At 70.0% G+C, this 20,343-nt stretch carries 15 protein-coding genes, 1 tRNA gene, 1 pseudogene and 2 riboswitches; of the genes and pseudogenes, 11 read left to right on the forward strand and 6 right to left on the reverse strand.

The window, feature by feature from the left end:
- The first annotated feature begins 101 nt into the window (after window positions 1-101).
- From B4K29_RS18120 to B4K29_RS18140, 5 genes are all read left to right on the forward strand, one after another.
- Window positions 102-1,436: a sugar ABC transporter substrate-binding protein gene (locus tag B4K29_RS18120; RefSeq protein WP_286956961.1), complete on the forward strand. Its 1,335-nt coding sequence runs from the start codon at window positions 102-104 to the stop codon at window positions 1,434-1,436.
- 95 nt (window positions 1,437-1,531) lie between these two features.
- A complete protein-coding gene (locus tag B4K29_RS18125) occupies window positions 1,532-3,076 on the forward strand; it encodes an ABC transporter permease subunit (RefSeq protein WP_029211021.1) in 1,545 nt (514 codons plus the stop codon).
- Window positions 3,076-4,038, forward strand: a complete 963-nt coding sequence (locus B4K29_RS18130) for a sugar ABC transporter permease (RefSeq protein ID WP_286956951.1) — start codon at window positions 3,076-3,078, stop codon at window positions 4,036-4,038. Before B4K29_RS18125 ends, B4K29_RS18130 begins: the two co-directional genes overlap by 1 nt.
- On the forward strand, window positions 4,035-5,924 hold the full coding sequence (locus B4K29_RS18135; protein WP_286956943.1) for a glycoside hydrolase family 13 protein: 1,890 nt from the start codon (window positions 4,035-4,037) through the stop codon (window positions 5,922-5,924). The genes B4K29_RS18130 and B4K29_RS18135 overlap by 4 nt, the downstream gene beginning before the upstream one ends.
- Before the next feature lie 56 nt (window positions 5,925-5,980).
- Entirely contained in the window at window positions 5,981-7,027 is a 1,047-nt protein-coding gene (locus B4K29_RS18140) for a LacI family DNA-binding transcriptional regulator (protein WP_286956938.1), read from the forward strand.
- 68 nt (window positions 7,028-7,095) lie between these two features.
- Here the strand turns inward: B4K29_RS18140 and otsB are convergent, their stop codons facing one another.
- Both otsB and B4K29_RS18150 read right to left on the reverse strand, forming a co-directional pair.
- Window positions 7,096-7,878 (reverse strand): trehalose-phosphatase, encoded by a 783-nt coding sequence (gene otsB, locus B4K29_RS18145; RefSeq protein ID WP_239261423.1) that lies wholly within the window; start codon window positions 7,876-7,878, stop codon window positions 7,096-7,098.
- A gap of 2 nt (window positions 7,879-7,880) precedes the next feature.
- The gene (locus B4K29_RS18150; RefSeq protein ID WP_286956924.1) at window positions 7,881-9,491 is read right to left on the reverse strand and encodes an alpha,alpha-trehalose-phosphate synthase (UDP-forming); all 1,611 of its coding nucleotides are present in this window, start codon (window positions 9,489-9,491) and stop codon (window positions 7,881-7,883) included.
- 181 nt (window positions 9,492-9,672) lie between these two features.
- Here B4K29_RS18150 and B4K29_RS18155 point away from each other — a divergent pair, with 181 nt between their 5' ends.
- The 6 genes from B4K29_RS18155 (at window position 9,673) to B4K29_RS18180 (ending at window position 16,176) form a co-directional block, all read left to right on the forward strand.
- On the forward strand, window positions 9,673-10,101 hold the full coding sequence (locus B4K29_RS18155; protein ID WP_029211015.1) for a CBS domain-containing protein: 429 nt from the start codon (window positions 9,673-9,675) through the stop codon (window positions 10,099-10,101).
- 81 nt (window positions 10,102-10,182) lie between these two features.
- The gene (locus B4K29_RS18160) at window positions 10,183-12,090 is read left to right on the forward strand and encodes a serine/threonine-protein kinase (RefSeq protein ID WP_156911209.1); all 1,908 of its coding nucleotides are present in this window, start codon (window positions 10,183-10,185) and stop codon (window positions 12,088-12,090) included.
- Between the two features lie 282 nt (window positions 12,091-12,372).
- Window positions 12,373-12,560: riboswitch (cyclic di-AMP (ydaO/yuaA leader) on the forward strand.
- 4 nt (window positions 12,561-12,564) lie between these two features.
- Window positions 12,565-13,371 (forward strand): transglycosylase family protein, encoded by an 807-nt coding sequence (locus B4K29_RS18165; protein WP_029211013.1) that lies wholly within the window; start codon window positions 12,565-12,567, stop codon window positions 13,369-13,371.
- A gap of 425 nt (window positions 13,372-13,796) precedes the next feature.
- Window positions 13,797-13,940: riboswitch (cyclic di-AMP (ydaO/yuaA leader) on the forward strand.
- An 8-nt stretch (window positions 13,941-13,948) separates the two neighbouring features.
- Window positions 13,949-14,485, forward strand: coding sequence for a transglycosylase family protein (locus B4K29_RS18170; RefSeq protein WP_286956902.1), 537 nt, complete (start codon window positions 13,949-13,951; stop codon window positions 14,483-14,485).
- 323 nt (window positions 14,486-14,808) lie between these two features.
- Window positions 14,809-14,881 (forward strand) — tRNA-Thr (locus tag B4K29_RS18175).
- Between the two features lie 359 nt (window positions 14,882-15,240).
- Window positions 15,241-16,176 carry a glucosyl-3-phosphoglycerate synthase gene (locus B4K29_RS18180; RefSeq protein ID WP_286958662.1) on the forward strand — a complete coding sequence of 312 codons (936 nt, stop codon included), beginning with the start codon at window positions 15,241-15,243 and terminating at the stop codon, window positions 16,174-16,176.
- 349 nt (window positions 16,177-16,525) lie between these two features.
- Here B4K29_RS18180 and istB read toward each other — a convergent pair whose 3' ends face one another.
- From istB to B4K29_RS18200, 4 genes and pseudogenes are all read right to left on the reverse strand, one after another.
- Window positions 16,526-17,203 carry an IS21-like element helper ATPase IstB gene (gene istB / locus B4K29_RS18185; protein ID WP_313666883.1) on the reverse strand — a complete coding sequence of 226 codons (678 nt, stop codon included), beginning with the start codon at window positions 17,201-17,203 and terminating at the stop codon, window positions 16,526-16,528.
- 103 nt (window positions 17,204-17,306) lie between these two features.
- Window positions 17,307-17,621 (reverse strand): annotated as a pseudogene (locus tag B4K29_RS18190) (IS21 family transposase); the annotation flags it as partial.
- Between the two features lie 248 nt (window positions 17,622-17,869).
- Window positions 17,870-19,780: an ABC transporter ATP-binding protein gene (locus B4K29_RS18195; RefSeq protein WP_286960602.1), complete on the reverse strand. Its 1,911-nt coding sequence runs from the start codon at window positions 19,778-19,780 to the stop codon at window positions 17,870-17,872.
- A 70-nt stretch (window positions 19,781-19,850) separates the two neighbouring features.
- Window positions 19,851-20,246 carry a hypothetical protein gene (locus B4K29_RS18200; protein ID WP_286960604.1) on the reverse strand — a complete coding sequence of 132 codons (396 nt, stop codon included), beginning with the start codon at window positions 20,244-20,246 and terminating at the stop codon, window positions 19,851-19,853.
- Window positions 20,247-20,343 lie beyond the last annotated feature (97 nt).

The following is a 20,343-nucleotide window of genomic DNA, read 5'->3' on the forward strand; positions in this document are numbered from 1 at the left end:
TCTAGACCCGGGTTCCCTGCAACTTCTTGCAAACCACCGGGCGATGCTGCAAGATCTTGCCAACGCGCACTTCGCGTGAGACCAACATCAAGGGAGATGACATGCACAAGCGTGCATTCGGGCCCGTCGCCGTCGTCGGTGCCTCAGCTCTGCTCATGACCGCCTGTGGCGGCGGTGGCGCCACCACGACCTCGTCCAGCACCACGCCTGCCGGTTCGGCCTCCGCCTCGTCCAGCGCTGGTGCCACGGCCGCCGCACCGACCACGATGAGCACCAAGGACGCGGCGCGCGACGCCAACGCCGACCTCGTGATCTGGTCCGACGCCGACCGCGCCCCCGCCGTCACCAAGTACGCGCAGGCCTTCGGCGAGGAGAACGGCGTGAAGGTCGCCGTCCAGATCGCCACCGACACCCGCCAGCAGTTCAAGGACGCCACCAAGGTGGGCAAGGGCCCGGACATCGTCGTGGGCGCCCACGACTGGGCCGGTGAGCTCGTGCAGAACGGCACCGTGAGCCCGATACAGCTCGACCAGGCCACCCAGGACAAGTTCCTGCCGCAGGCCATGGCCGGCACCAAGTTCAACAACCAGATCTACGGCGTCCCCTACGCCATCGAGAACATCGGCCTGCTGCGCAACACCGCGCTCGCCCCCGACGCCCCCAAGACCATGGACGAGCTCGTCGCCAAGGGCCAGGAGCTGGTCAAGGCCGGCAAGGCGACGCAGCCGCTCATCCAGTTCGTGGGCAAGAAGGGCAACGCCTACTACTCCTACCCCTACCTCTCGGCCTTCGAGGGTGGTGGCATCTTCGCCAAGGGCGCCAACGGCGACTACGACCCCAAGCAGGTCCTGGTCAACAGCGCCGGCTCGGTCAAGGGCGGCGAGGTCCTCGCCAAGCTCGGCCAGCAGAAGGTCCTGTCGACCAACGTCGACGACACCAACATGGACCAGCTGTTCGGCACCGGCAAGGTGCCGTTCATGATCACCGGCCCCTGGTCGGTCCCCCCCGCCAAGAAGGCCGGCGTCAAGTACGCCATCTCGAACCTCCCGTCCCTCGAGGGCGGCAGCGCGATGAAGCCGTTCAGCGGGGTCCAGATGTTCTACGTCTCGGCCAAGGCCAAGAACGCGCAGATGGCGCAGGAGTTCGTCACCAACTACGTGCCGCGCAAGGACCTCCAGCTGGCGCTCTTCGAGGCCGGGCAGCGCCCGCCGGCCCTCAAGGAGGCCTACGACGAGGTCGCGGCGTCCAACCCGGACATCAAGGCGTGGTTCGAGGCGGGCAAGGACGGCGCTCCGATGCCCAACATCCCGGCCATGAACGCCGTGTGGGAGCCTTTCGGCCTCGCCACCGCCGACATCATCTCCGGCAAGGCCCAGCCCAAGGCTCGCCTGGACGCCGCTGCCAAGGAGATCACCACCAACATCGCCAAGGGCTGACCGAGCCCCGCATGACAGGTATGCCGGCTCGCGCCCTGCGGGCCGGCATGCCTGCACCACCCCCTTTACGACGACGTACTGGTTAGGACCCTCCTATGTCTCGGACCTCGGCCCCCGCGCTGGTCCTGAAGTGGGGTGGCATCGCGCTGGCGATGGCGCTCGTCTTCTGGATCGCGACGCGCATGTCGGCCCAGGGCATGTGGCTCGGCGTGAGCACGGTGGCCTTCGTCGGCCTGTGCATCCTCGCGGTCTACGCGACCCGCCGTGCCGTGCCCATGAAGTACCTGCTCCCCGGAATGCTCTGCCTGCTGGCGCTGCAGGTGTGGCCCATCATCTTCACGATCATGGTGTCCTTCACCAACTACGGTGACGGTCACCTCGGCACCAAGGACGAGGCGGTCAAGCAGATCGTCGCCAACTCCGTCCAGGTCGTGCCTGGCTCGACCCGCTACAAGGCCAGCGTGGCGGTCAAGGAGGGCACGGACCCCACGACGGGCGCCCTGTCCCTCCTGCTGACGGACCCGCAGGGCAAGAGCGTCGTCGGCGACGTGAACGGTCTGACGGACCTCGCCGACAGCGACGTCGAGAAGTCGGCGCTGGGCAAGATCACGAAGGCCAAGGGCTACACGGTCCTCACGGGCCGGCAGGCCAACGCGCGGTCCAAGGACCTCGGCCAGTTCGCCGTCCCCAGCAAGGACGGCAGCGGCATCAAGATGCAGGGTCTCTCGGCGGCGTACGAGGGCCGGGCGACCATCACCTACGACGCCGCCTCGGACACGCTGACGGACACCAAGAGCAAGCTGACCTACAAGCCCCAGGACAGCAAGTACGTCGCGACCGACGGCTCCGGCCAGTCCTTCTCCCAGGGCTGGCAGGAGAACGTCGGTACCAAGAACTACGCGACGATCTTCAGCGACTCCACTATGCGCTCCGGGTTCCTCAAGATGTTCGTCTGGAACATCATCTTCGCGGGCGGCACGGTCATCTCCACCTTCGTCCTCGGGATGCTGATCGCCCTGCTGTTCAACTCGCCCAACCTCAAGGGCAAGGCGGTCTACCGCACCCTGCTGATCCTCCCGTACGCCATCCCCGTGTTCGTGACCGCGCTCCTGTGGCGAGGCATGTTCAACCAGGACTACGGGCTCATCAACACCCTGACCGGCCTCAACATCGACTGGATCGGGGACGGGTTCTGGGCCAAGGTCGCCATCCTGATCACCAACCTGTGGCTGGGCTTCCCGTACATGTTCCTGCTGTGCACCGGTGCGCTGCAGTCGATCCCGAGCGACGTCAAGGAGGCCGCCAAGATCGACGGGGCAGGCTCCTTCCAGACCCTCACGCGGATCACCATGCCGCTGCTGATGGTGGCCGTGGGACCGCTGCTGATCGCGTCCTACGGCTTCAACTTCAACAACTTCACCCTCATCTACCTGCTCACCGAGGGCGGTCCCTTCGAGGGGGGCAGCGCGGGCATGGGCAGCACCGACCTGCTCGTGACGTACGCCTACCGCCTGGCCTTCTCGGGCGCGGCCCCCAACTACGGTCTCGCATCCGCCGTGGCCGTCGTGATCTTCGCGCTCGTGGCGATCCAGGCCCTGCCCGGGTTCCGCGCCACCAAGTCCCTGGAAGAGGTGCAGTGATGAGCCAGCTGAACCCCGGAACGAACAGCACGGCCGGCGTGGGAGACGTCCGCGGCCCGGTGGCGGCCACCCTCCCCCCGGAGGAGAAGCAGCAGCTCACCAAGCCGCGGGCAGGCGGGGCCGAGGGCGGGTCCCAGTGGTGGCGACACGTGCTCGGCATCATCGCCCTCGTCTGGGCGCTGTTCCCGATCCTGTTCCTCGTCTCCGCGGCCCTCAACCCGTCGGGCCAGCTGGCCTCGTCGGACCTGATCCCGCGACACTTCTCGTTGGAGAACTTCAAGTCCCTCGGCGCGGACCCGAGCCGTCCTTACTGGAGCTGGTTCAAGAACTCGGTGCTGATCTGCGGTGTCGGCGCGCTCCTGTGCACCTTCATCTCGGCGTGCGCGTCGTACGCCTTCTCGCGCATGCGCTTCCGCGGGCGTCGTGAGGGCATGCTCGGCCTGCTCCTGCTGCAGCTCTTTCCCGCGACGCTCGGGCTCGTGGCGATGTACATCACCTTCGCCAAGATCTCCGACGTCATGCCGGAGTTCGGGCTCAACACCTCGTGGGGCCTCATCCTGGCCTACCTCGGTGGGGCCATGGGCAACGTGTGGCTGCTCAAGGGCTACTTCGACACGGTGCCCAAGGAGATGGACGAGGCGGCGATCGTGGACGGCGCCAGCCACGCGCGGGTCTTCTTCACGATGATCCTGCGCCTGGCCATGCCGATCCTCGTGACGGTGTTCATGATCACCTTCGTCGGACTGTTCGGCGAGTTCATGCTCGCCAGCGTCTTCCTGACGGACGTCGACAACCAGACCCTGGCCGTCGGGCTCCGCGCCCTGTCCAAGGGACGTGACGCCAACGAGAAGTTCGGCTTCTTCGCCGCCGGCTCGCTGCTGTGCTCCCTTCCCGTGATGGCTCTGTACGCGCTGTTCCAGAAGCAGCTCGTCGGCGGCCTCACCCAGGGCTCGGTGAAGTGACCCGGGCCCTCACCGAGGACACCGTCGTGGTGGGGCTGCTCGACCAGCCCCACCACGACGGCTCACCGCTGTACGTGTCCACCCAGGCCCCGGCGCTCGGCCAGACGGTCCAGATCCGGCTGCGGGTGCCAGCGCCCGAGGACGCCTCGGACCGCGTCACGACGGTGCACGTCCGCACCACCCCCGACGGTGAGAGCCGCTACGTCGACGCTGTCGTGGTCCACGAGGACGAGCACGAGACGTGGTGGCAGGCCGAGGTGGTCGTCCACAACCCCGTGACGGGCTACCGCTTCCTGCTCTCCGGCGGACCCGCCGGCTACCAGTGGCTCAACGGCACGGGTCTGCACGACCGCGACGTCCCGGACGCCGCGGACTTCCGCCTGGTCGCGACCGACGCCCCGCCGCCCGAGTGGGCGCTCGACGCCGTCGTCTACCAGGTCTTTCCCGACCGCTTCGCTCGGTCCGCCGGGGCGGACGCGCGCCCCACGCCCGAGTGGGCCGTCCCCGCCCGCTGGGAGGAGCCGGTCACGCGGGACCGTCGCATCATCGGCGACCAGCTCTACGGTGGCGACCTGGACGGCATACGCGAGCATCTCGACCACCTCGAGCGCCTCGGCGTGGACGTGCTCTACCTGACCCCCTTCTTCCCCGGACGGTCCAACCACCGGTACGACGCCGACACCTTCCAGCACGTGGACCCGCTGCTGGGCGGCGACGACGCGCTGGCCCGGCTCACCCTCGAGGCCCACCGGCGCGGCCTGCGCGTCCTCGGGGACTTCACGACCAATCACACCGGCGCTCGGCACGAGTGGTTCGAGACCGCTGTGGCGCAGCCCGACTCGCCGGAGCGCTGGTTCTACCTGTGGGGCGACGACGGCGGCTACGTCTCCTGGCTGGGCGTCCCGTCGCTGCCCAAGCTCAACTACGACAGCGACGAGCTGTGGCGTCGCGTGCTCGTCGACCCCGACGGCGTCGTGCGGCGCTGGCTGGCGCAGCCCTACGCCCTGGACGGGTGGCGCGTCGACGTCGCCAACATGACCGGACGTCACGGCGCCCAGGACCACAACCACGCCGTGGCCCGCGAGATGCGCAGGGCCGTGGACGAGGCCGCGCCGGGGTCGCTCCTGGTCGGTGAGCACGTCCACGACTTCAGCACCGACATCCGTGGGGACGGGTGGCACGGTGCGATGAACTACGCGGGATTCACGCGGCCCGTGTGGACCTGGTTGCGGGACAAGGGATTCGCCCCCAAGTTCCTCGGATCTCCGCTCAGGGTGCCCCGGCTCGGGGGCGAGGCCGTCCGCGAGACGGTGGACGACTTCATGGCGCAGTCCCCCTGGACCGTGCGCGCCCACTCCTTCACCCTGCTCGGGAGCCACGACACCACTCGTGTCCGCACCCTCGTCGGCGAGGACGCCCGGCAGGTGGTCGCCGCGGCCGGGCTGCTGCTGACGATGCCGGGCATCCCGATGATCACCTACGGGGACGAGGTGGGCATGGAGGGTGACTCGGGCGAGGACGGACGCCGACCCATGCCGTGGGACGAGTCCTGCTGGGACACAGACATCTTCGAGGCCTATCAGGCACTGGTGCGCCTGCGGGTCGACCACGTGGCGCTGCGCCGAGGTGGTCTGCGGTGGGTCCACGCCGACGGCGACTCGCTGACCTTCCTGCGGGAGCACCCCGACCAGACGGCCCTGGTGCACGTGTCCAGGGGCGCCCACGCCCCCATCCGGCTCTCGACGCGTCACCTCCCCGGCGTCGAGGCGGCGGTCGCGGCATACGGCACCCGCCTGGGTCGCGAGGGTGGCACGATCACCCTCGCGGCGGACGGGCCGGGGGTGTCGGTGTGGGTCTGGCCCGGAGCTCCGGAGACGCCCTGGTGACGCGGGCCGTCACGACGCCGGCACCCACCCGACTGACCGTCCTCGAGGGAGACCACATGCGACCACCACGCCTGGTGGACATCGCCGCTCACGCCAAGGTGAGCGAGGCGACGGTCAGCCGTGTCCTCAACAACAAGCCCTACGTCGCGGAGTCGACGCGTCAGTCGGTGCTGACGGCGCTGGACGTGCTGGGCTACGAGCGGCCGCTGCAGCTGCGGCGCAAGACGGCCGGCCTCGTGGGCCTCATCGTCCCCGAGCTCGACAACCCGATCTTTCCCGTCCTCGCGCAGATCATCGAGACGGCGCTCGCGGTGCACGGCTACACCCCGGTGCTGTGCACCCAGACGCCCGGCGGCATGCACGAGGACGACTACACCGAGATGCTGCTCGACCGCGGCGTCGCCGGGATGATCGTGGCCAGTGGGCAGCACGCCGACACGACGACCAGCCCGGACCGCTACCAGCGGCTGCGCGACGCCGGGCTGCCGCTGGTGCTCGTCAACGGCTACTACCCGGGGATCGACGCGCCGTTCCTGTCCAACGACGACGTGGCGTCCATGGAGCTCTCGCTCACCCACCTGATCCAGCTGGGGCACACCGAGATCGGTCTCGCCGTCGGTCCCGAGCGCTACGTCCCGGTGATCCGCAAGATCGAGGGCTACCGCGCGGTGATGGCGAGGCAGCTGGGCCGCACCGACGTCGACTCCCTCATCGAGGCCACGTTGTTCAGCGTCGAGGGCGGTGCGTCTGCCGCGACCCGACTGATCGGCAAGGGGTGCACGGCGATCGTGTGCGGGTCGGACCTGATGGCGCTCGGGGCGATCCGCGCGGCGCGGGCCCGCGGGCTGCGGGTCCCCGAGGACGTCTCCGTGATCGGCTACGACGACTCGGCGCTGATGGCCTTCACCAACCCTCCGCTCACCACCGTGCACCAGGCGGTCGTGACGATGGGGGAGGCCGCGGTGCGCTCGCTGCTCGACGAGATCGCCGGCAACCCCGTGCCGCGCACCGAGTACCTCTTCCAGCCGGAGCTGGTCGTCCGCGCCTCGACGGCCCCGGCCGCGCGCCGCCCCCCTGCAGGTCCCGCTCCTGCAGGATCGTGAGTGTCTCCTCCACGATTCTTGGAGGAAACCCTCACGATCTGGGGCCTTGGGGAGCTTGGGGGAGGGGCTCAGGCCGTATGACGGGCCCGCGCCTCGACCAACGCCTCCAGGACCTCGGCGGCCTCCTGCGGTGACGCCACGCGGTGCCGGGCCACGGTGTCGCCCTCGCCGACCTTGAGGGTCAGGTCGGCGTCGCCGAGCCGGGCGAAGGCCCGCTCGTCGGTCACGTCGTCGCCGGCGTAGTAGACCGCGTCCGCTCCGCACCACGCCGCGAGATCGACCAGGGCAGAGCCCTTGTCGCTGTCCACGACCGAGAGCTCGACCACGCACTTGCCGGGCATGACGTGGGCCTTGGAGTGCTGGGACGCCATGGCCACGGTGTCGGCGGTGGCCGAGTCGGCCACCGACTGCTCGACGCCGCGCGTGTGCAGGACCACCGCGGCGGGCTTGCGCTCGATGCGGGTGCCCGGGTGGGCCTCGACGATCGCCGTCAGCGCCGCGTCGAGCGCCCGCAGGGCCATGGTCTGGGCGTCGCTGAGCGCATGGACGCCGGCCTCGGGGCGCGAGGTCTGGGCGCCGTGGCTCCCGACCAGCACCACGCGCTCGTCGTCCGGGAGGTCAACCAGGCCGGTCAGGGCGCCGAGGGTCTCGAGGTCCCGTCCGGAGACGGCGGCCACCGTGGTTCTCGGCATACGAGCCAAGGCGCGCAGCGCCTCCACCGTGCCGGGCAGGGGGCGGGCCGCCATGGGGTCCTCGACGAGCGGCGACAGGACGCCGTCGAAGTCCGTCGCCACGACGATCGTTGCGCGAGAGGCGAGCTCGTCGATCGCTGACTGCAGCTGTGCGTCCATCGTCAGCGCCCGTCCTTGCCGTCACGGCCGTTGCCGTCGCGCTCGTCGCGCTCGTCCCGCTCGTCGCGCTCGTCCCGCTCGGACCGACGCTCCGCCTCGCGCGCGGCCTGGGCGCCACGGGCGTCCTCCTCGCGCTGGGCCCGCTCCTCCTGCTCGCGCCGCTGCGCCTGCTCGGTCTGCGGCCCGTGCCGTGACGGCTTGTGCGGGGCGGCCTCGAGGGCGTCGAGGAAGGCAGAGGCCCAGTGCTGCACGTCGTTGCGGCGGACCCGGCGACGCAGGGCCTTCATGCGGCGCGAGCGCTCCTGGGGGGAGGAGTTGATGGCGTCCATGATCGTGCGCTTGAGGCCGATGACGTCGTGCGGGTTGACCATGAAGGCCTCGCGCAGCTCCTCCGCGGCGCCCGTGAACTCCGAGAGCAGCAGCGCCCCGCCGTTGTCGTGGCGGCACGAGATGTATTCCTTGGCAACGAGGTTCATGCCGTCGCGCAGCGGCGTCACGACCATCACGTCCGCGGCGAGGAAGAGTGCGGCGAGCTCCTCGCGGCCGTAGCCCTGGTGGAGGTACTCCATGGCGGGGGAGCCGATCGCGGAGTAGTTGCCGTTGATGCGCCCCACCGCGCCCTCGACGTGCTCCCGCAGGTCGATGTAGGCGTCGATGCGCTCGCGGCTCGGCGTCGCGATCTGGATGAAGGTCGTGTCGGCGCCGTCGAGCGAGCCGTCCTTGAGGAGCTCCTCGTAGGCCTTGAGCCGGTGCCGGATGCCCTTGGTGTAGTCGAGCCGGTCGATGCCGAGCAGGAGCGCGCTCGGGTTGCCGAGCGACTCGCGAATCTCCTTGGCACGCTTCTTGATCTCGGGGCGGCGGGACAGCTCGTCCATGCTCGAGAAGTCCACCGAGATCGGCACCGCGGCGGCGCGCACGTCGTGCCCGCCGGTCGCCTTGCCGACGTGGATGACGTCACCCTTGACCGTCATACCGAGGTAGCGACGGCAGGCGCGCAGGAAGTTCTCGGCGTCCCCGGGGCGCTGGAAGCCGAGGAAGTCCGCGCCGAGCAGACCCTCGAGGATCCCCTGGCGCCAGGGGAGCTGGCCGAACAGCTCGACCGGCGGGAAGGGGATGTGGTCGAACCAGCCGATCCGCAGGTCCGGTCGCAGCTGACGCAGGAAGGCCGGCACGAGCTGCAGCTGGTAGTCGTGCACCCAGACCGTCGCGCCCTCCTCGGCGACCTCGGCGAGGGTCTTGGCGAACCGCTCGTTGACCTCGCGGTACTGATGCCACCACTTGCGGTGGAACTGGGCGGGGACGATCACGTCGTGATAGATCGGCCACAGCGTGTCGTTGCTGAATCCTTCGTAGTAGCCCTGGATCTCGTCCTCGGACAGGGGCACGGGATGCAGCCGCATGCCCGCCTCGTCAAAGGGCTCCGGCGCCTCGCCGGGCTCGCCGGCCCACCCCACCCAGACACCGTCGCGCCCGCTCATGACGGACTCCATGGCCGTCACGAGGCCGCCGGGGCTGCGGTGCCACTCGACCTGCCCGTCCTCGCCGACGACGCGGTCCACGGGGAGGCGGTTGGCTGCGATCACGAAGTCGTACCGTGCGGCGGTGTCCGCCATGGTGCGATCAGCTCCTCTGGTGTCGCCCGGGTCGTCGTGGTGCGCCTGGGCATCCTGGCGTGCGGGCCGGGTGTCGTATGACGGGCCGACGGGCACGCCGGTCCTGCACCTACCCGGCGCAGTGCCACTCTAGGCGGGGGTCCCTCTGGCGCGCGCGGGGGCAGGGGCCTAGGGTCTCGACATGAAGATCTCCGACGTGGTCAAGTCCAAGGGCTCCGACGTCGTCACCATGCGACCGGACGCCACCGTCGGCGAGCTGCTCACGCTCCTCGCCGACCACAACATCGGCGCGGTCGTCGTCAGCGACGACGGCACGAGCGTCTCCGGCATCGTCAGCGAGCGCGACGTGGTGCGGCACCTGGGCCGGTCCGGGGCCGGGGTCCTGCAGGAGCCGGTCTCCACGATCATGACCGTCGAGGTGCACACCTGCTCCTTCGGCGACGAGATCGAGGACCTCGCCGGGTCGATGACCGAGCGCCGCATCCGCCACGTCCCCGTCATCGAGGACGGCCGGCTCGCGGCGATCGTCACCATCGGCGACGTGGTCAAGCACCGGATCAGCCAGCTGCAGGACGAGCGCGACCACCTGGTCGGCTACATCAACCAGTAGCAGCCAGTAGTAGCCGGATCGTCACCCCGGGCGGCGGGTGGTCTCAGCGACGGTTCACCACGAGCACGTACCGTGGAGGGTATGAGCACGTCGTCGACCACGCCGCCCGCCGGGCTGCCCGCGGCCTACGACACCCTCGGTCCCTATCGCCTGGCCGGCCTGCTGGGGGAGGGCGGCATGGGTGTCGTCTATCTCGGCCTGGACCGCGCGGGCCGGGCCGTCGCCATCAAGGCCCTGCGCCCGCACATCGCCGGTGACCCCGACGCGCGGGCCCGGTTGGCGCGCGAGGTCACGACGCTGGAGCGGGTGCAGCACCCCCGCGTGGCTGCGGTGCTCGACGCCGATCCCGAGGGGGCGCGGCCCTACATCGTGACGCGCTACGCGCCCGGGCCGCCGCTCGACGACTACGTCACCGCTCACGGACCGTTCCGTGGCGAGGCCCTGCTGCGCCTGGCGCGCGGGCTGCACGAGGCGCTCGGCGCCATCCACGCCGCCGGTGTGGTCCACCGCGACCTCAAGCCCGGCAACGTGCTGGTCGTCGACGACGACCCGGTGGTCATCGACTTCGGCATCGCGCACGTCGCGGACGACGTGCGGCTCACCAGCACCGGGCTCGTCATGGGGACCCCCGGCTATCTCTCCCCGGAGGTGCTCGAGGGCGCGCCGGTCACCGAGGCCACGGACTGGTGGGGCTGGGCGTCCACCCTCGCGTATGCCGCCACCGGCGCCCCGCCGTTCGGGCGAGGCCGGGTCGACGTCATCCTCGACCGCGTGCGGTCCGGGCAGCACGACCTCACGGGGGTCGACGAGCGGATGCGACCGCTGCTGGCCGCGGCGCTCGCGCCCGACCCCGCCCACCGGCCGTCGGCAGGCACGGTGCTGGCTGCCCTGGAGCAGCTCGCGCACGGGGAGGCCCCGCACCTGGCGACCGGCCCGAGCGGCCGCACCGAGGTGCTCCCCGCCGTGACCCAGACCATCGCGCCGCCCACCGAGTCCCTCGCTGCCCGAACGGAGCTCGCGGGACAGCAGCCACCGCGCCAGGGGTCGACGCGCGTGATGCCGGCCGTCCCGCTGGGTGGTGCCGCCGGCGGTGCGGCAGGGCTCGCCGCGGGTCTGGCAGGCGAGGGGCAGGCGGGTCGGCCTCTCGCCGGAGCGTCGCCCTACGCACCGATCCGTCGCACGCCGCGGATGGCGCCGCCGGCCTCGGCACCGCCGAGCCTGGCGCCGTCGCGTCCTGCTGCCTCGGTCCACCCCGCGGGCCAGCCCGTCGCCCAGACCTTCCCTCCCGCTGCTGCGACGACCCCGCCTGGCGCCGGGGGATCGGCATACGGCCTGGAGCCCCGTCAGGACCAGCGGCCGCCGGTGCCGGTGGGAGACCCGCGCGTCGGCAAGCCGGCCCGCACGGCCCAGCTGATCGGCCTCACCGGAGCCGTCGCGGCGCTGGCTACGACCTGGCCGATGATCGCCGTGGGGCTGGCGCTGGTGTGGTCGGTGCTGGCGCGCACGGTCGACCGTTCGGTCACCGCGACCGTGCTGCGGCGCCACGAGGCGGGCGGGGCGCGCGGGACCGACGTCGCGGTGGCGGTCGCCCGCAGCCCCTTCCAGCTGCTGGCCGCCGCCGTGAGTACGCTCGCCACCGGGCTGCTCGGGATCCTCGTGACCGTGGCCGTGATGTTCGCGGTGTCGTTGGGCAGCTCGCTCGTCGGTGTCCCGCAGGCGCCGACCGGGGCCGTGCCGCTGGCGGTCGGAGCCCTCGTGGGGTGCTGGTCCTGCTGGTGGGGCGCGGGCGGGGTGTCGCTGCGACGCGGCTCGCGCATGCTCATGCGAGGCCTCACCCCGGGGCAGCTCACCCGGGAGATCGTGACGGCGCTGCTCGTGGCCGCCGTGCTCGGGCTGGGGCTGTGGGCGCTCCTGCGGCACGGCGTGCCGGTGTGGTGGCCGCTGCAGGGCGACCCGCTGACCGGCCGCACGGTGGACTGGCAGTTCTGAGGTCCGAGCCGGCGCCGCGCGGGTGATAACACCCCTGGTCGGCGTCCAGGTGGGGTGGAGACGTCGTCGTCCCGATCCACCAGGTGGGGGGTAAACACGCCGAGACGGGGGCCTGGGTTTGGGATCGTCGGCGCGACGTGCCTATGGTCGACGAGCGCCGTAGGCCGACGTCCGCAGGACCCGGTCGAGGTGTGTCGCGGGGGCCATCCCCCGTCTCGGGGCACAACTGTATAGACCCGAATTCACATGTAGGACATGCCCGCTGCGCCGAGCAGCACCCGACGGGCATCGTCGCCGGACACCATCCATCGTCCGGGTCCTGGGGTGCTGGTGGAGGACCCACTCACGAGCTGCGAGAGCAGCGTGTGCCGACCTGCGCGAGCAGGTCTTGGGGTGAAGCCGCTACTGCGGCCGGACACCTGACCGTCCGAACCCGACAGCTCACTTCACAGGCGTCGTCAGGAAAGGATCTCTGTGCGCTACGCACCTCGTCACGCCATCTCCTCGACCCGTCGCACCGCCCGCTGGGCCACGACGGGCCTCGCCACCGCTGCCCTCACCGTCGGCGGCGGCATCGCCACCGCCGGCAACGCTCAGGCCGCAGACGGCGTCTGGGACCGCGTCGCTGCCTGCGAGTCCGGCGGCAACTGGTCCATCAACACCGGCAACGGCTACCAGGGTGGGCTGCAGTTCAAGGGCAGCACCTGGCGCGCCTACGGCGGCTCCGGCTCGGCCGCCTCGGCCTCCAAGGCCGAGCAGATCCGGGTCGCCAAGCGCGTCCTGGCCGCTCAGGGCCCCGGCGCCTGGCCCGTCTGCTCCCGCAAGGCGGGTCTGACCCGCAGCGGCGGCGGCGCCGACAGCAGCAGCCCGGCCACGACCTCGCGCGCCTCGCGCTCCACCGAGCGCAAGGTCGTGTCCTCCTCGGAGCCGCGCAGCACCAAGCGCTCCACCTCCAAGAAGGTCGTCGAGCAGGCCGCGCCGAAGCGCGCGACCACCAAGCGCTCGACCACCAAGGCCACCTCGCAGGGCTCGGCCTCGTCCTACCCCGGCGCCAGCGCGTTCGTGCTGGGTCACAAGGATCCCGCGGTGACCCTGCTGGGCAAGCGCCTGCAGGCTCACGGCTTCGGCAGCTTCTACAAGGTCGGCGCCGGCCCGACGTTCACCCAGGTGGACAAGGCGGCGGTCGCGGCCTTCCAGAAGTCCCTGGGCTGGAGCGGCTCCGACGTGAGCGGCTACCCCGGTCCGGTCACCTGGGCCAAGCTCATGGCCCCGGCCAGCTGACGCGAGCCTCAGGCACGCATCACCTCACGTGTGGGGGTCGACCCGATCGGGTCGACCCCCACACGCTTGTGCGCGTCCGAACATGTGGTTTCCGACGCGAACTGACACGCTCACGACGTAGATGTGACGCATCCCACAAAGACGCACCGTACGTAACGGAAACAAGGGGACATCCGGGACCAGAGCGGGCCATCACGGGGGCGATTGGTCACTGTGAGCGACCACCACCGAAGCCTGAGTCGAACCTGTGGTTTGTCTCGAACGTATAACGGGCCCTAGAGTCCTCCTTGACGTCGCCGCCGCCCCTCCGGGCCCGGCGGCTTGTCGCGGAGAGAACCTCTCCGTCTCGGGCACAACTACATACCCCCGAAATTCAGCAGCGCATGCCCCCTACGCCGAGCGTCATCCAGAGGGCAACCCCGTCGGACACACCAGCTCCGAGCGCAGGATGACAGTGGAGGACCCAATTCGACCCGCCTCGCGGGTCTTGGGGTGAAGCCGCAGCAGCGGCCGGGCACCTGACCGCCCGAACCCGACAGCTCACTTCACAGGCGTCGTCAGGAGAGGAACTCCCCCCATGCGTTACACCCCCCGTCATTCCGGCGTGCCCAAGCGCGTCAAGCGCATCGCCACCGTCGGCCTCACCACGGCCGCCCTCGCGATGGGTGGCGGCATCGCCGCCGCCGGCTCCGCCAACGCCGCCTCCGTCGGCACCTGGGACAAGGTTGCCGCCTGCGAGTCCGGCGGTCGCTGGAACATCGCCACGGGCAACGGCTACTACGGTGGCCTGCAGTTCTCCCGCTCCACCTGGCTCGGCTACGGCGGTGGCGCCTACGCCCCGACCGCCAACCGCGCCTCCAAGGCCCAGCAGATCGCCATCGCCGAGCGCGTCCTCGCCGGCCAGGGCCCGGGCGCCTGGCCCGTCTGCTCCCGTCGCGCCGGCCTGACCCGCGGCGGCGCCGCTCCGGCCTCCCGCTCCACGGTCCGCAAGGTCGTCAAGAAGAAGCGCGTCGTCAAGAAGAAGCGCTACGTCGCCAAGAAGCGTTACGTGCTCAAGAAGCGCTACACCCGCTCGGGCAAGCGCTACTACGTGCGCGTCTACGTCCGCCGCTGATCGCGGGGCGTCGCGCACGCCCTGCCCCAGCCCGTGACATCGAGGGCCGGCATATCTCCGAGGGGGATGCCGGCCCTCCGTCATGCCCGGACGCACGTGCTGCGCTGACGCCTCACCTGTCTCGTGCTGCAGGGCGAGACGCCCTCGCCGACGGTTGCACCTGCGCTGGTGCCTCGCCTGTCTCGTGCTGCAGGGCGAGACGCCCTCGCTGCGGGGTGCGAGTGCGGCGTTCGGGACGTCGTTTAGGGCACGTCGGGCGACCCGACTAGGATCTGACGGCAGGTATGACGGAGCCCGCCGCGCGACGGAGCCGCCGCCATCCCGCTGGAGTGGCGCAATCGGTAGCGCACCTGTCTTGTAAACAGGTGGTTGAGGGTTCGAGTCCCTTCTCCAGCTCTTGACCAGGAGAAGACCTACCTCCAGGTCGCCTTCGTGCGCGCTCGGTGCAGGGCGCTTTCGGCTTGGGTGCCGCAGGGAACAGGGACCGGGACGCGGACTCCGGGCGGACTTCGACATACGGGACGCTCCGAGAGGTGGGGCTGGCCAGCTCCCCCCGTCGCACCCGATGACCCCCACGCTGCTGCTGCCCCGCCCCCGCGCCGTGATGCAGCATAATGAGTAAGCGGATGCAGTTTGCTGTGGATGGGAGAGGCCCTTGTGCAGGACGTCATTGCCACGGTCGAGTCGCTGATGGGATCCAGAGACCTCTTGCCCGACTACCGGCTGCCGGACCGGCTCAGGCTCTCGGCCGCGGCATGAACCCTGTGCACCAAGGGTGGTTCGCGCGCAACACGTCATCAACGCAGGACTGGCCGCTGGCGCGACTGCTGTCGCTGAAGGAGTCGACGACGATCGCTGTGGTCATCCCGGCGCGGGACGAGCAGCAGACGGTTGGTCAGGTCGTGGGTGAGATTGCCAACGACCTGTCTGGCCTCGTGGATGAGCTCCTGGTCCTCGATTCGCTGTCCTCCGACCGGACCGCCAGCGTGGCCCGCGCCGCAGGCGCCACGGTGTGGTCAGTCGAAGACATCAGGCCCGATCTGGGGGTGAGGGCCGGCAAGGGCGAAGCCCTCTGGAAGTCGCAGTTCGTGACGTCGTCCGAGATCGTCGTCTTCATCGACGCAGACCTGACTGGCTGGGGCACGCACTTCGTCTCCGCCCTCCTCGGCCCGTTGCTCTCGGACCCGGACTCGTTGCTGGTGAAGGGGTTCTACGATCGAATCCTCGACATGGGCGATGGGATCTCGTCAGAAGGGGGTCGGGTGACGGAGCTGGTGGCGCGCCCCTGGCTGGCGCTGAACCGACCCTCCTTGTCGTGCGTCGTTCAGCCCTTGGCCGGTGAGTGGGCCACCCGGCGATCGCACCTCGCCTCCCTGTCGATCCCCTACGGGTATGGCGTGGAGCTTGCGACCCTCCTCGATACCGAGTCGCGACACGGGGTGAATGCCATCGCGCAGGTAGACCTCGGGCATCGGGCGCACTCCCACCAGAACCTGCACGACCTTGGTGCTATGGCCACCGAGATCCTGGCCGTAGCGGATCGCCGCCGTCGCCTGCAACAGCCCGACGAGATCGTTCTGCCGCGACTTGGGCGTGATCGCACGTGGACCGAGCGTCGAGTCGTCACGGCTGAGAGACCGCCCTTCGAGACGTTGGAGGCGGGTCCCCGGGTCGAGAAGGCCCGTCGATAGCCGCGTGAACTGAATCGCGGTGCCTGGACACTGAAACTGGATGCCGCGTCTGAGACGTACGACGGTCGACTCCGCCCCTCAGCTCACCCAGGCATCAGGCATGACGGAGAGGAGCCTCAGAACCACGTCCGAGACGCCCCTTTGATGTCATGCCTCGTGCCGCACCCTCCGCATTGTGAGTCAGGGCCGATTGACAGCGCGCCTAGGGTGACCGCCGTGACGAATGTCAAGGGACAGTAGGAACTGCCCGGGGGCGGATATGAAACCTGCCCGCTGACGGCCACGAGAACCGCCAGGTGGTGGCCATGGGATCTGCCCAGGGGGCTGTGGCCACCACCGACCAGGGCAGTCAGCTCAACGGGCTCACCCCTTGGCCGGCGAGTGCTTGAGTAAGTCGCACACTGTCTCCGCTGGTCTGGCAGACGTGGGCGTGGTGCAGCAGCCGGTCGACGGTCGCGGTGGCCAGCGTCTTGGGCATCAGTTCGTCGAATCCGGACGGGTGCAGGTTCGAACTGATCGCGACGGAGCGTTTCTCGTATGCGGCGTCGACGAGTCGGTAGAGCCCTTCGGCGGCATCGGCGGCGACGGGCAGCAGGCCGATGTCATCGACCACCACGAGGTCTGCACGCAGGACCCGGGCGATCGCCTTCGACACGGTGTCGTCGGCACGGTGGCGGCGCAGCAGGACCCCGAGGTCTTCCAGGGTGAACCAGGCGACGTTGAGTCCCTGTTCGACGGCCTGCTGCCCGAGCGCCTCCAGCAGGAACGTCTTCCCGGTCCCTGACGGCCCGCACACCACGAGGTTCTCTCGCCGGTGGACCCATTCCAAGGTCCGCATGGCCTGCTGGGTCGGGGCCGGGATCGAGGAGATCTCGGGCTGCCACGCATTGAAGGTCTTCCCGGTCGGGAACCCCGCGGCCGCCCGCCTGGTGGCCAGGGCGGAGCGTTCTCTGCCAGCGACCTCCTCAGCGAACAGCGCCTTGAGAACCTCAGCCGGTTCCCACCGCTGGGCCTTCGCGGTCGCGATGACCTCGGGGCGTGACGACGGATGTGCGGCAGCCGCAGCTTGCGCAGCAGCTCCTCCAACTCGACCGGTAACGGCGGCGCGGTGCTGATGGGGCTCCTGGTCGTCATCGGGCCACCTCGCCGTCGCTGTCCGCGGTGGATCGCTGGCCGAGCCGTGCCCACGCGGCGGTGCCCTGGGTCAGCGAGGACTCCTCGCTGGCACGGTGCTCACCGGTGCCGGGCTGCCGGGCGTGGTGGTCCAGGATCGAACAGAGGTCTGCTTCGGCGAACCGGCCATGGACCGCGGCGTGTCCCAGCGCCCAGTCGAACTCGACGGGGTCGAACAGCTTGGCCAGGCTGAGCGCCTCGGTCATCTTGACCCGCATCCGCGGCGTGCCCGCGGCGGCGGCCTCGACCAACCACAGACGGGCTGAACCGCCCCGGGTTTGGTGGAGGGTTCTGACCTCTTCAGGGAGGCTGGAGTTATGCCCGCACCGAGGAGGTACAGCGATGAGCTGCGTGAGCGCGCCGTGCGCATGGTCGAGGAGACGTTGAAGGAGAGTCCTGGGTTGGCGCACAAGCGTGCCTGCACGCAGGTGGGTGACCAGCTGGGGATTCCGGGGGCGTTAGCATCACTTAGGCGTCAAGTGACACTAACGAGTGGGGAGCCCCCCACGTGCACCTGTGATCACTGGGCGGTCTGGTACGCGTTGAGGTACGAGTCCTCGCCGCGGCGCTGCATGGCGAGCAGCTCGGCATACACGCCACCGGAGGTGGACAGCTCGGCAGGCGAGCCGATCTCGTCGACCCGGCCGTCCTTGATCGTCACGATGCGGTCGACGCCGGCGATGGTGGAGAGGCGGTGGGCGATGATCAGCGAGGTGCGGCCGGCCATGAGCTGCACGAGCCCCTCCTGGACGGCCCGCTCCGAGCGGGTGTCGAGGGCGCTGGTGGCCTCGTCGAGGACCAGCACGGAGGCGTCCTTGAGCATGGCACGGGCCACGGAGATGCGCTGCTTCTGACCGCCGGAGAGCTTGAGGCCGCGCTCGCCGATCATGGCGTCGAACTCGCCCTCCAGCCCGCCGATGAAGCCGCTGGCGTTGGCGCGCTCGGCGGCCAGGGCGACCTCGTCCGCGTTGGCGGTGGGGTGGCCGTAGCGGATGTTCTCGCCGACGGTGTCGGAGAACAGCGACGGGTCCTGGAAGACGAGGGAGATGCGGCGACGCAGCTCGTCGTGGGGGAGCGTGGCGATGTCCACGCCGTCGAGGCGGATGTGGCCGCCCCGCAGCGGATAGAGGCCGAGGAGCAGGTTGACCAGGGTGGTCTTGCCGCCGCCGGACTCGCTGACCAGGGCCACACGCTCGCCGGGCCGTATGTCGAACGTGACGTCCCGCAGCACGTCCGGACCGTCGCCGTAGCCGAACCGCACGTCCTCGAACTCGAGGACGGCGTCGCCCTCGGCGCGGGCGGGCAGCGCCGGCATCTCGCGCACGTGCTCGACCTCGGTCGCCGCCATGACCTTGAAGTAGTCGCGCGACCCGGCCACCGCACGCTGCGAGGCGTCCAGCACCCAGCTCATCATCTCGACGGGCATGCGGGCCATGGCGATCAGCTGGATCAGCAGCACCATCTGGCCGACGGAGAAGCCGCCGCCGAGGGTCCGCCAGAAGATCAGGAGGTACATGGCCGCGAAGGCCAGGTTGAGCACGCCGCGACGGATGATGTCCATCGTGTGCCAGTGCCGCGACTGCTCCTTGGTCGTGCTGTCGGTCCGCATGAAGTGGTCCGTGAACGTGTCGAGCTCGTGCCGCTCGCGGGTGAACGACCGCACCACGCGGATCTGCCCCACGACCTCGGCGAAGCGGCCACCGGCCGTGTCGACGTGGTGGTTCTTGTCGGCCTCGAGCCGCTGCCACTTGCGCGACGTGAGCCCCGTGAGCCAGACATAGGTCGGGAAGACGACGGCCAGCAGCACCGCCAGCGGCCAGTAGTAGATCGCGCTGATCACCAGCACCGCCGCCGTCTGGATCAGCATGGTGAAGAAGGTGTTGGCCAGAGACTTCGCGAAGTTGGAGACCTCGGTGATCGAGCGGTTGAGCCGCGACACGATCGTCCCGGTCATCTCGTCGTCGAACCAGCTCTGCGGCAGGCGCAGCAACTTGTCGAGGTAGCGCGTCGACAGGATCGCGCGGATCCGGTTGCTGAGGACGTCGCCGGTGTAGCCGCCCAGGTTGGACACGACGGTGCTGACCAGCTCGGCCGCGAGGATCGCGAGCGTGAGGATCGCCAGCGTCGGGAAGACGGAGGTCCCCCGTCCGTCCTGGACCGCGTCGACGATCGTGTCGGTGGCCCGGCCGACGAGGAAGGGCGTCGCCAGGCCGGCGCTCGCCGTGACGATGGCGCAGGCCGCGACGCCCAGGTAGTAGGGGCGCAGCTCGGAGGTGAAGCGGATGATGTGGCCCAGCGTGGCGAAGATGCCCTGCTCCGGCGGCTCGTACTGCTCTGACGGCCCCTCGGGGGCCGCCCCGCTGCTGGGGGTGGCGCGCGTGGCGGCCGTGGCGCTGGTGCTCAAGGGGGACTCCTCGGTGGCGGTGCTCATGCGTCCACGAGACGACATCAAGCGGACATGAGGTCAACACCGAGGGTGGTCAGACTCTTCCCAGGGACCCTCAGCAGAGGTCGAGCAGTGCCTCCGCATAGGCGCACTCGAGGTCGACGTTGGTCGTATGCCGGTCCCGCTGCCCGTCGTTGGTGACGACACGCCATACGGCCGCTGTCTCGTGGTGCACCGACCGCAGCCGGTCACCCAGCAGCTCGCGCAGCTGGTCCTCGCGCGGCAGCCAGACCGTCTGGTCCAGCCCGACCGAGTCCAGGGCCCACTCGGTCGTCCCGTTGAAGCCGAGCACGGACTGGTCGGCGTAGTGGTGCAGCTCGATCGTGAGGTCGCTGATCCAGTAGGTCTGGTCGGTGAGGGTGTCCACGTCGATCGCGAACCGGTCGCCCGGCTGCGGCTCCCACAGCACGCCCGCGGCGGCGAGGCGGCGGGCCAGGTCCAGCGTCAGCATCTGTCCATCCTGCATCACGACGCGCGCGGGCGTCGGACGAGTGCGAGGCTCGGGGCATGGAGCTCCACAAATTTCTGGCTCTCCTGACTGATCCGTG

The organism is Arsenicicoccus sp. UBA6765, assembly GCF_002453335.1.
In the GTDB taxonomy this organism is placed as follows: domain Bacteria; phylum Actinomycetota; class Actinomycetes; order Actinomycetales; family Dermatophilaceae; genus Arsenicicoccus; species Arsenicicoccus bolidensis.

Excerpts from the sequence above, each read along its gene's own strand:
- B4K29_RS18150 (WP_286956924.1), bottom strand. The coding sequence starts at position 9,491 with ATGGCGGACACCGCCGCACGGTACGACTTCGTGATCGCAGCCAACCGC.
- B4K29_RS18155 (WP_029211015.1), top strand. The coding sequence starts at position 9,673 with ATGAAGATCTCCGACGTGGTCAAGTCCAAGGGCTCCGACGTCGTCACC.
- B4K29_RS18200 (WP_286960604.1), bottom strand. The coding sequence starts at position 20,246 with ATGCTGACGCTGGACCTGGCCCGCCGCCTCGCCGCCGCGGGCGTGCTG.
- B4K29_RS18160 (WP_156911209.1), top strand. The coding sequence starts at position 10,183 with ATGAGCACGTCGTCGACCACGCCGCCCGCCGGGCTGCCCGCGGCCTAC.
- B4K29_RS18130 (WP_286956951.1), top strand. The coding sequence starts at position 3,076 with ATGAGCCAGCTGAACCCCGGAACGAACAGCACGGCCGGCGTGGGAGAC.
- B4K29_RS18140 (WP_286956938.1), top strand. The coding sequence starts at position 5,981 with ATGCGACCACCACGCCTGGTGGACATCGCCGCTCACGCCAAGGTGAGC.
- B4K29_RS18180 (WP_286958662.1), top strand. The coding sequence starts at position 15,241 with ATGAACCCTGTGCACCAAGGGTGGTTCGCGCGCAACACGTCATCAACG.
- B4K29_RS18120 (WP_286956961.1), top strand. The coding sequence starts at position 102 with ATGCACAAGCGTGCATTCGGGCCCGTCGCCGTCGTCGGTGCCTCAGCT.
- B4K29_RS18125 (WP_029211021.1), top strand. The coding sequence starts at position 1,532 with ATGTCTCGGACCTCGGCCCCCGCGCTGGTCCTGAAGTGGGGTGGCATC.
- B4K29_RS18195 (WP_286960602.1), bottom strand. The coding sequence starts at position 19,780 with ATGAGCACCGCCACCGAGGAGTCCCCCTTGAGCACCAGCGCCACGGCC.
- otsB (WP_239261423.1), bottom strand. The coding sequence starts at position 7,878 with ATGGACGCACAGCTGCAGTCAGCGATCGACGAGCTCGCCTCTCGCGCA.
- B4K29_RS18170 (WP_286956902.1), top strand. The coding sequence starts at position 13,949 with ATGCGTTACACCCCCCGTCATTCCGGCGTGCCCAAGCGCGTCAAGCGC.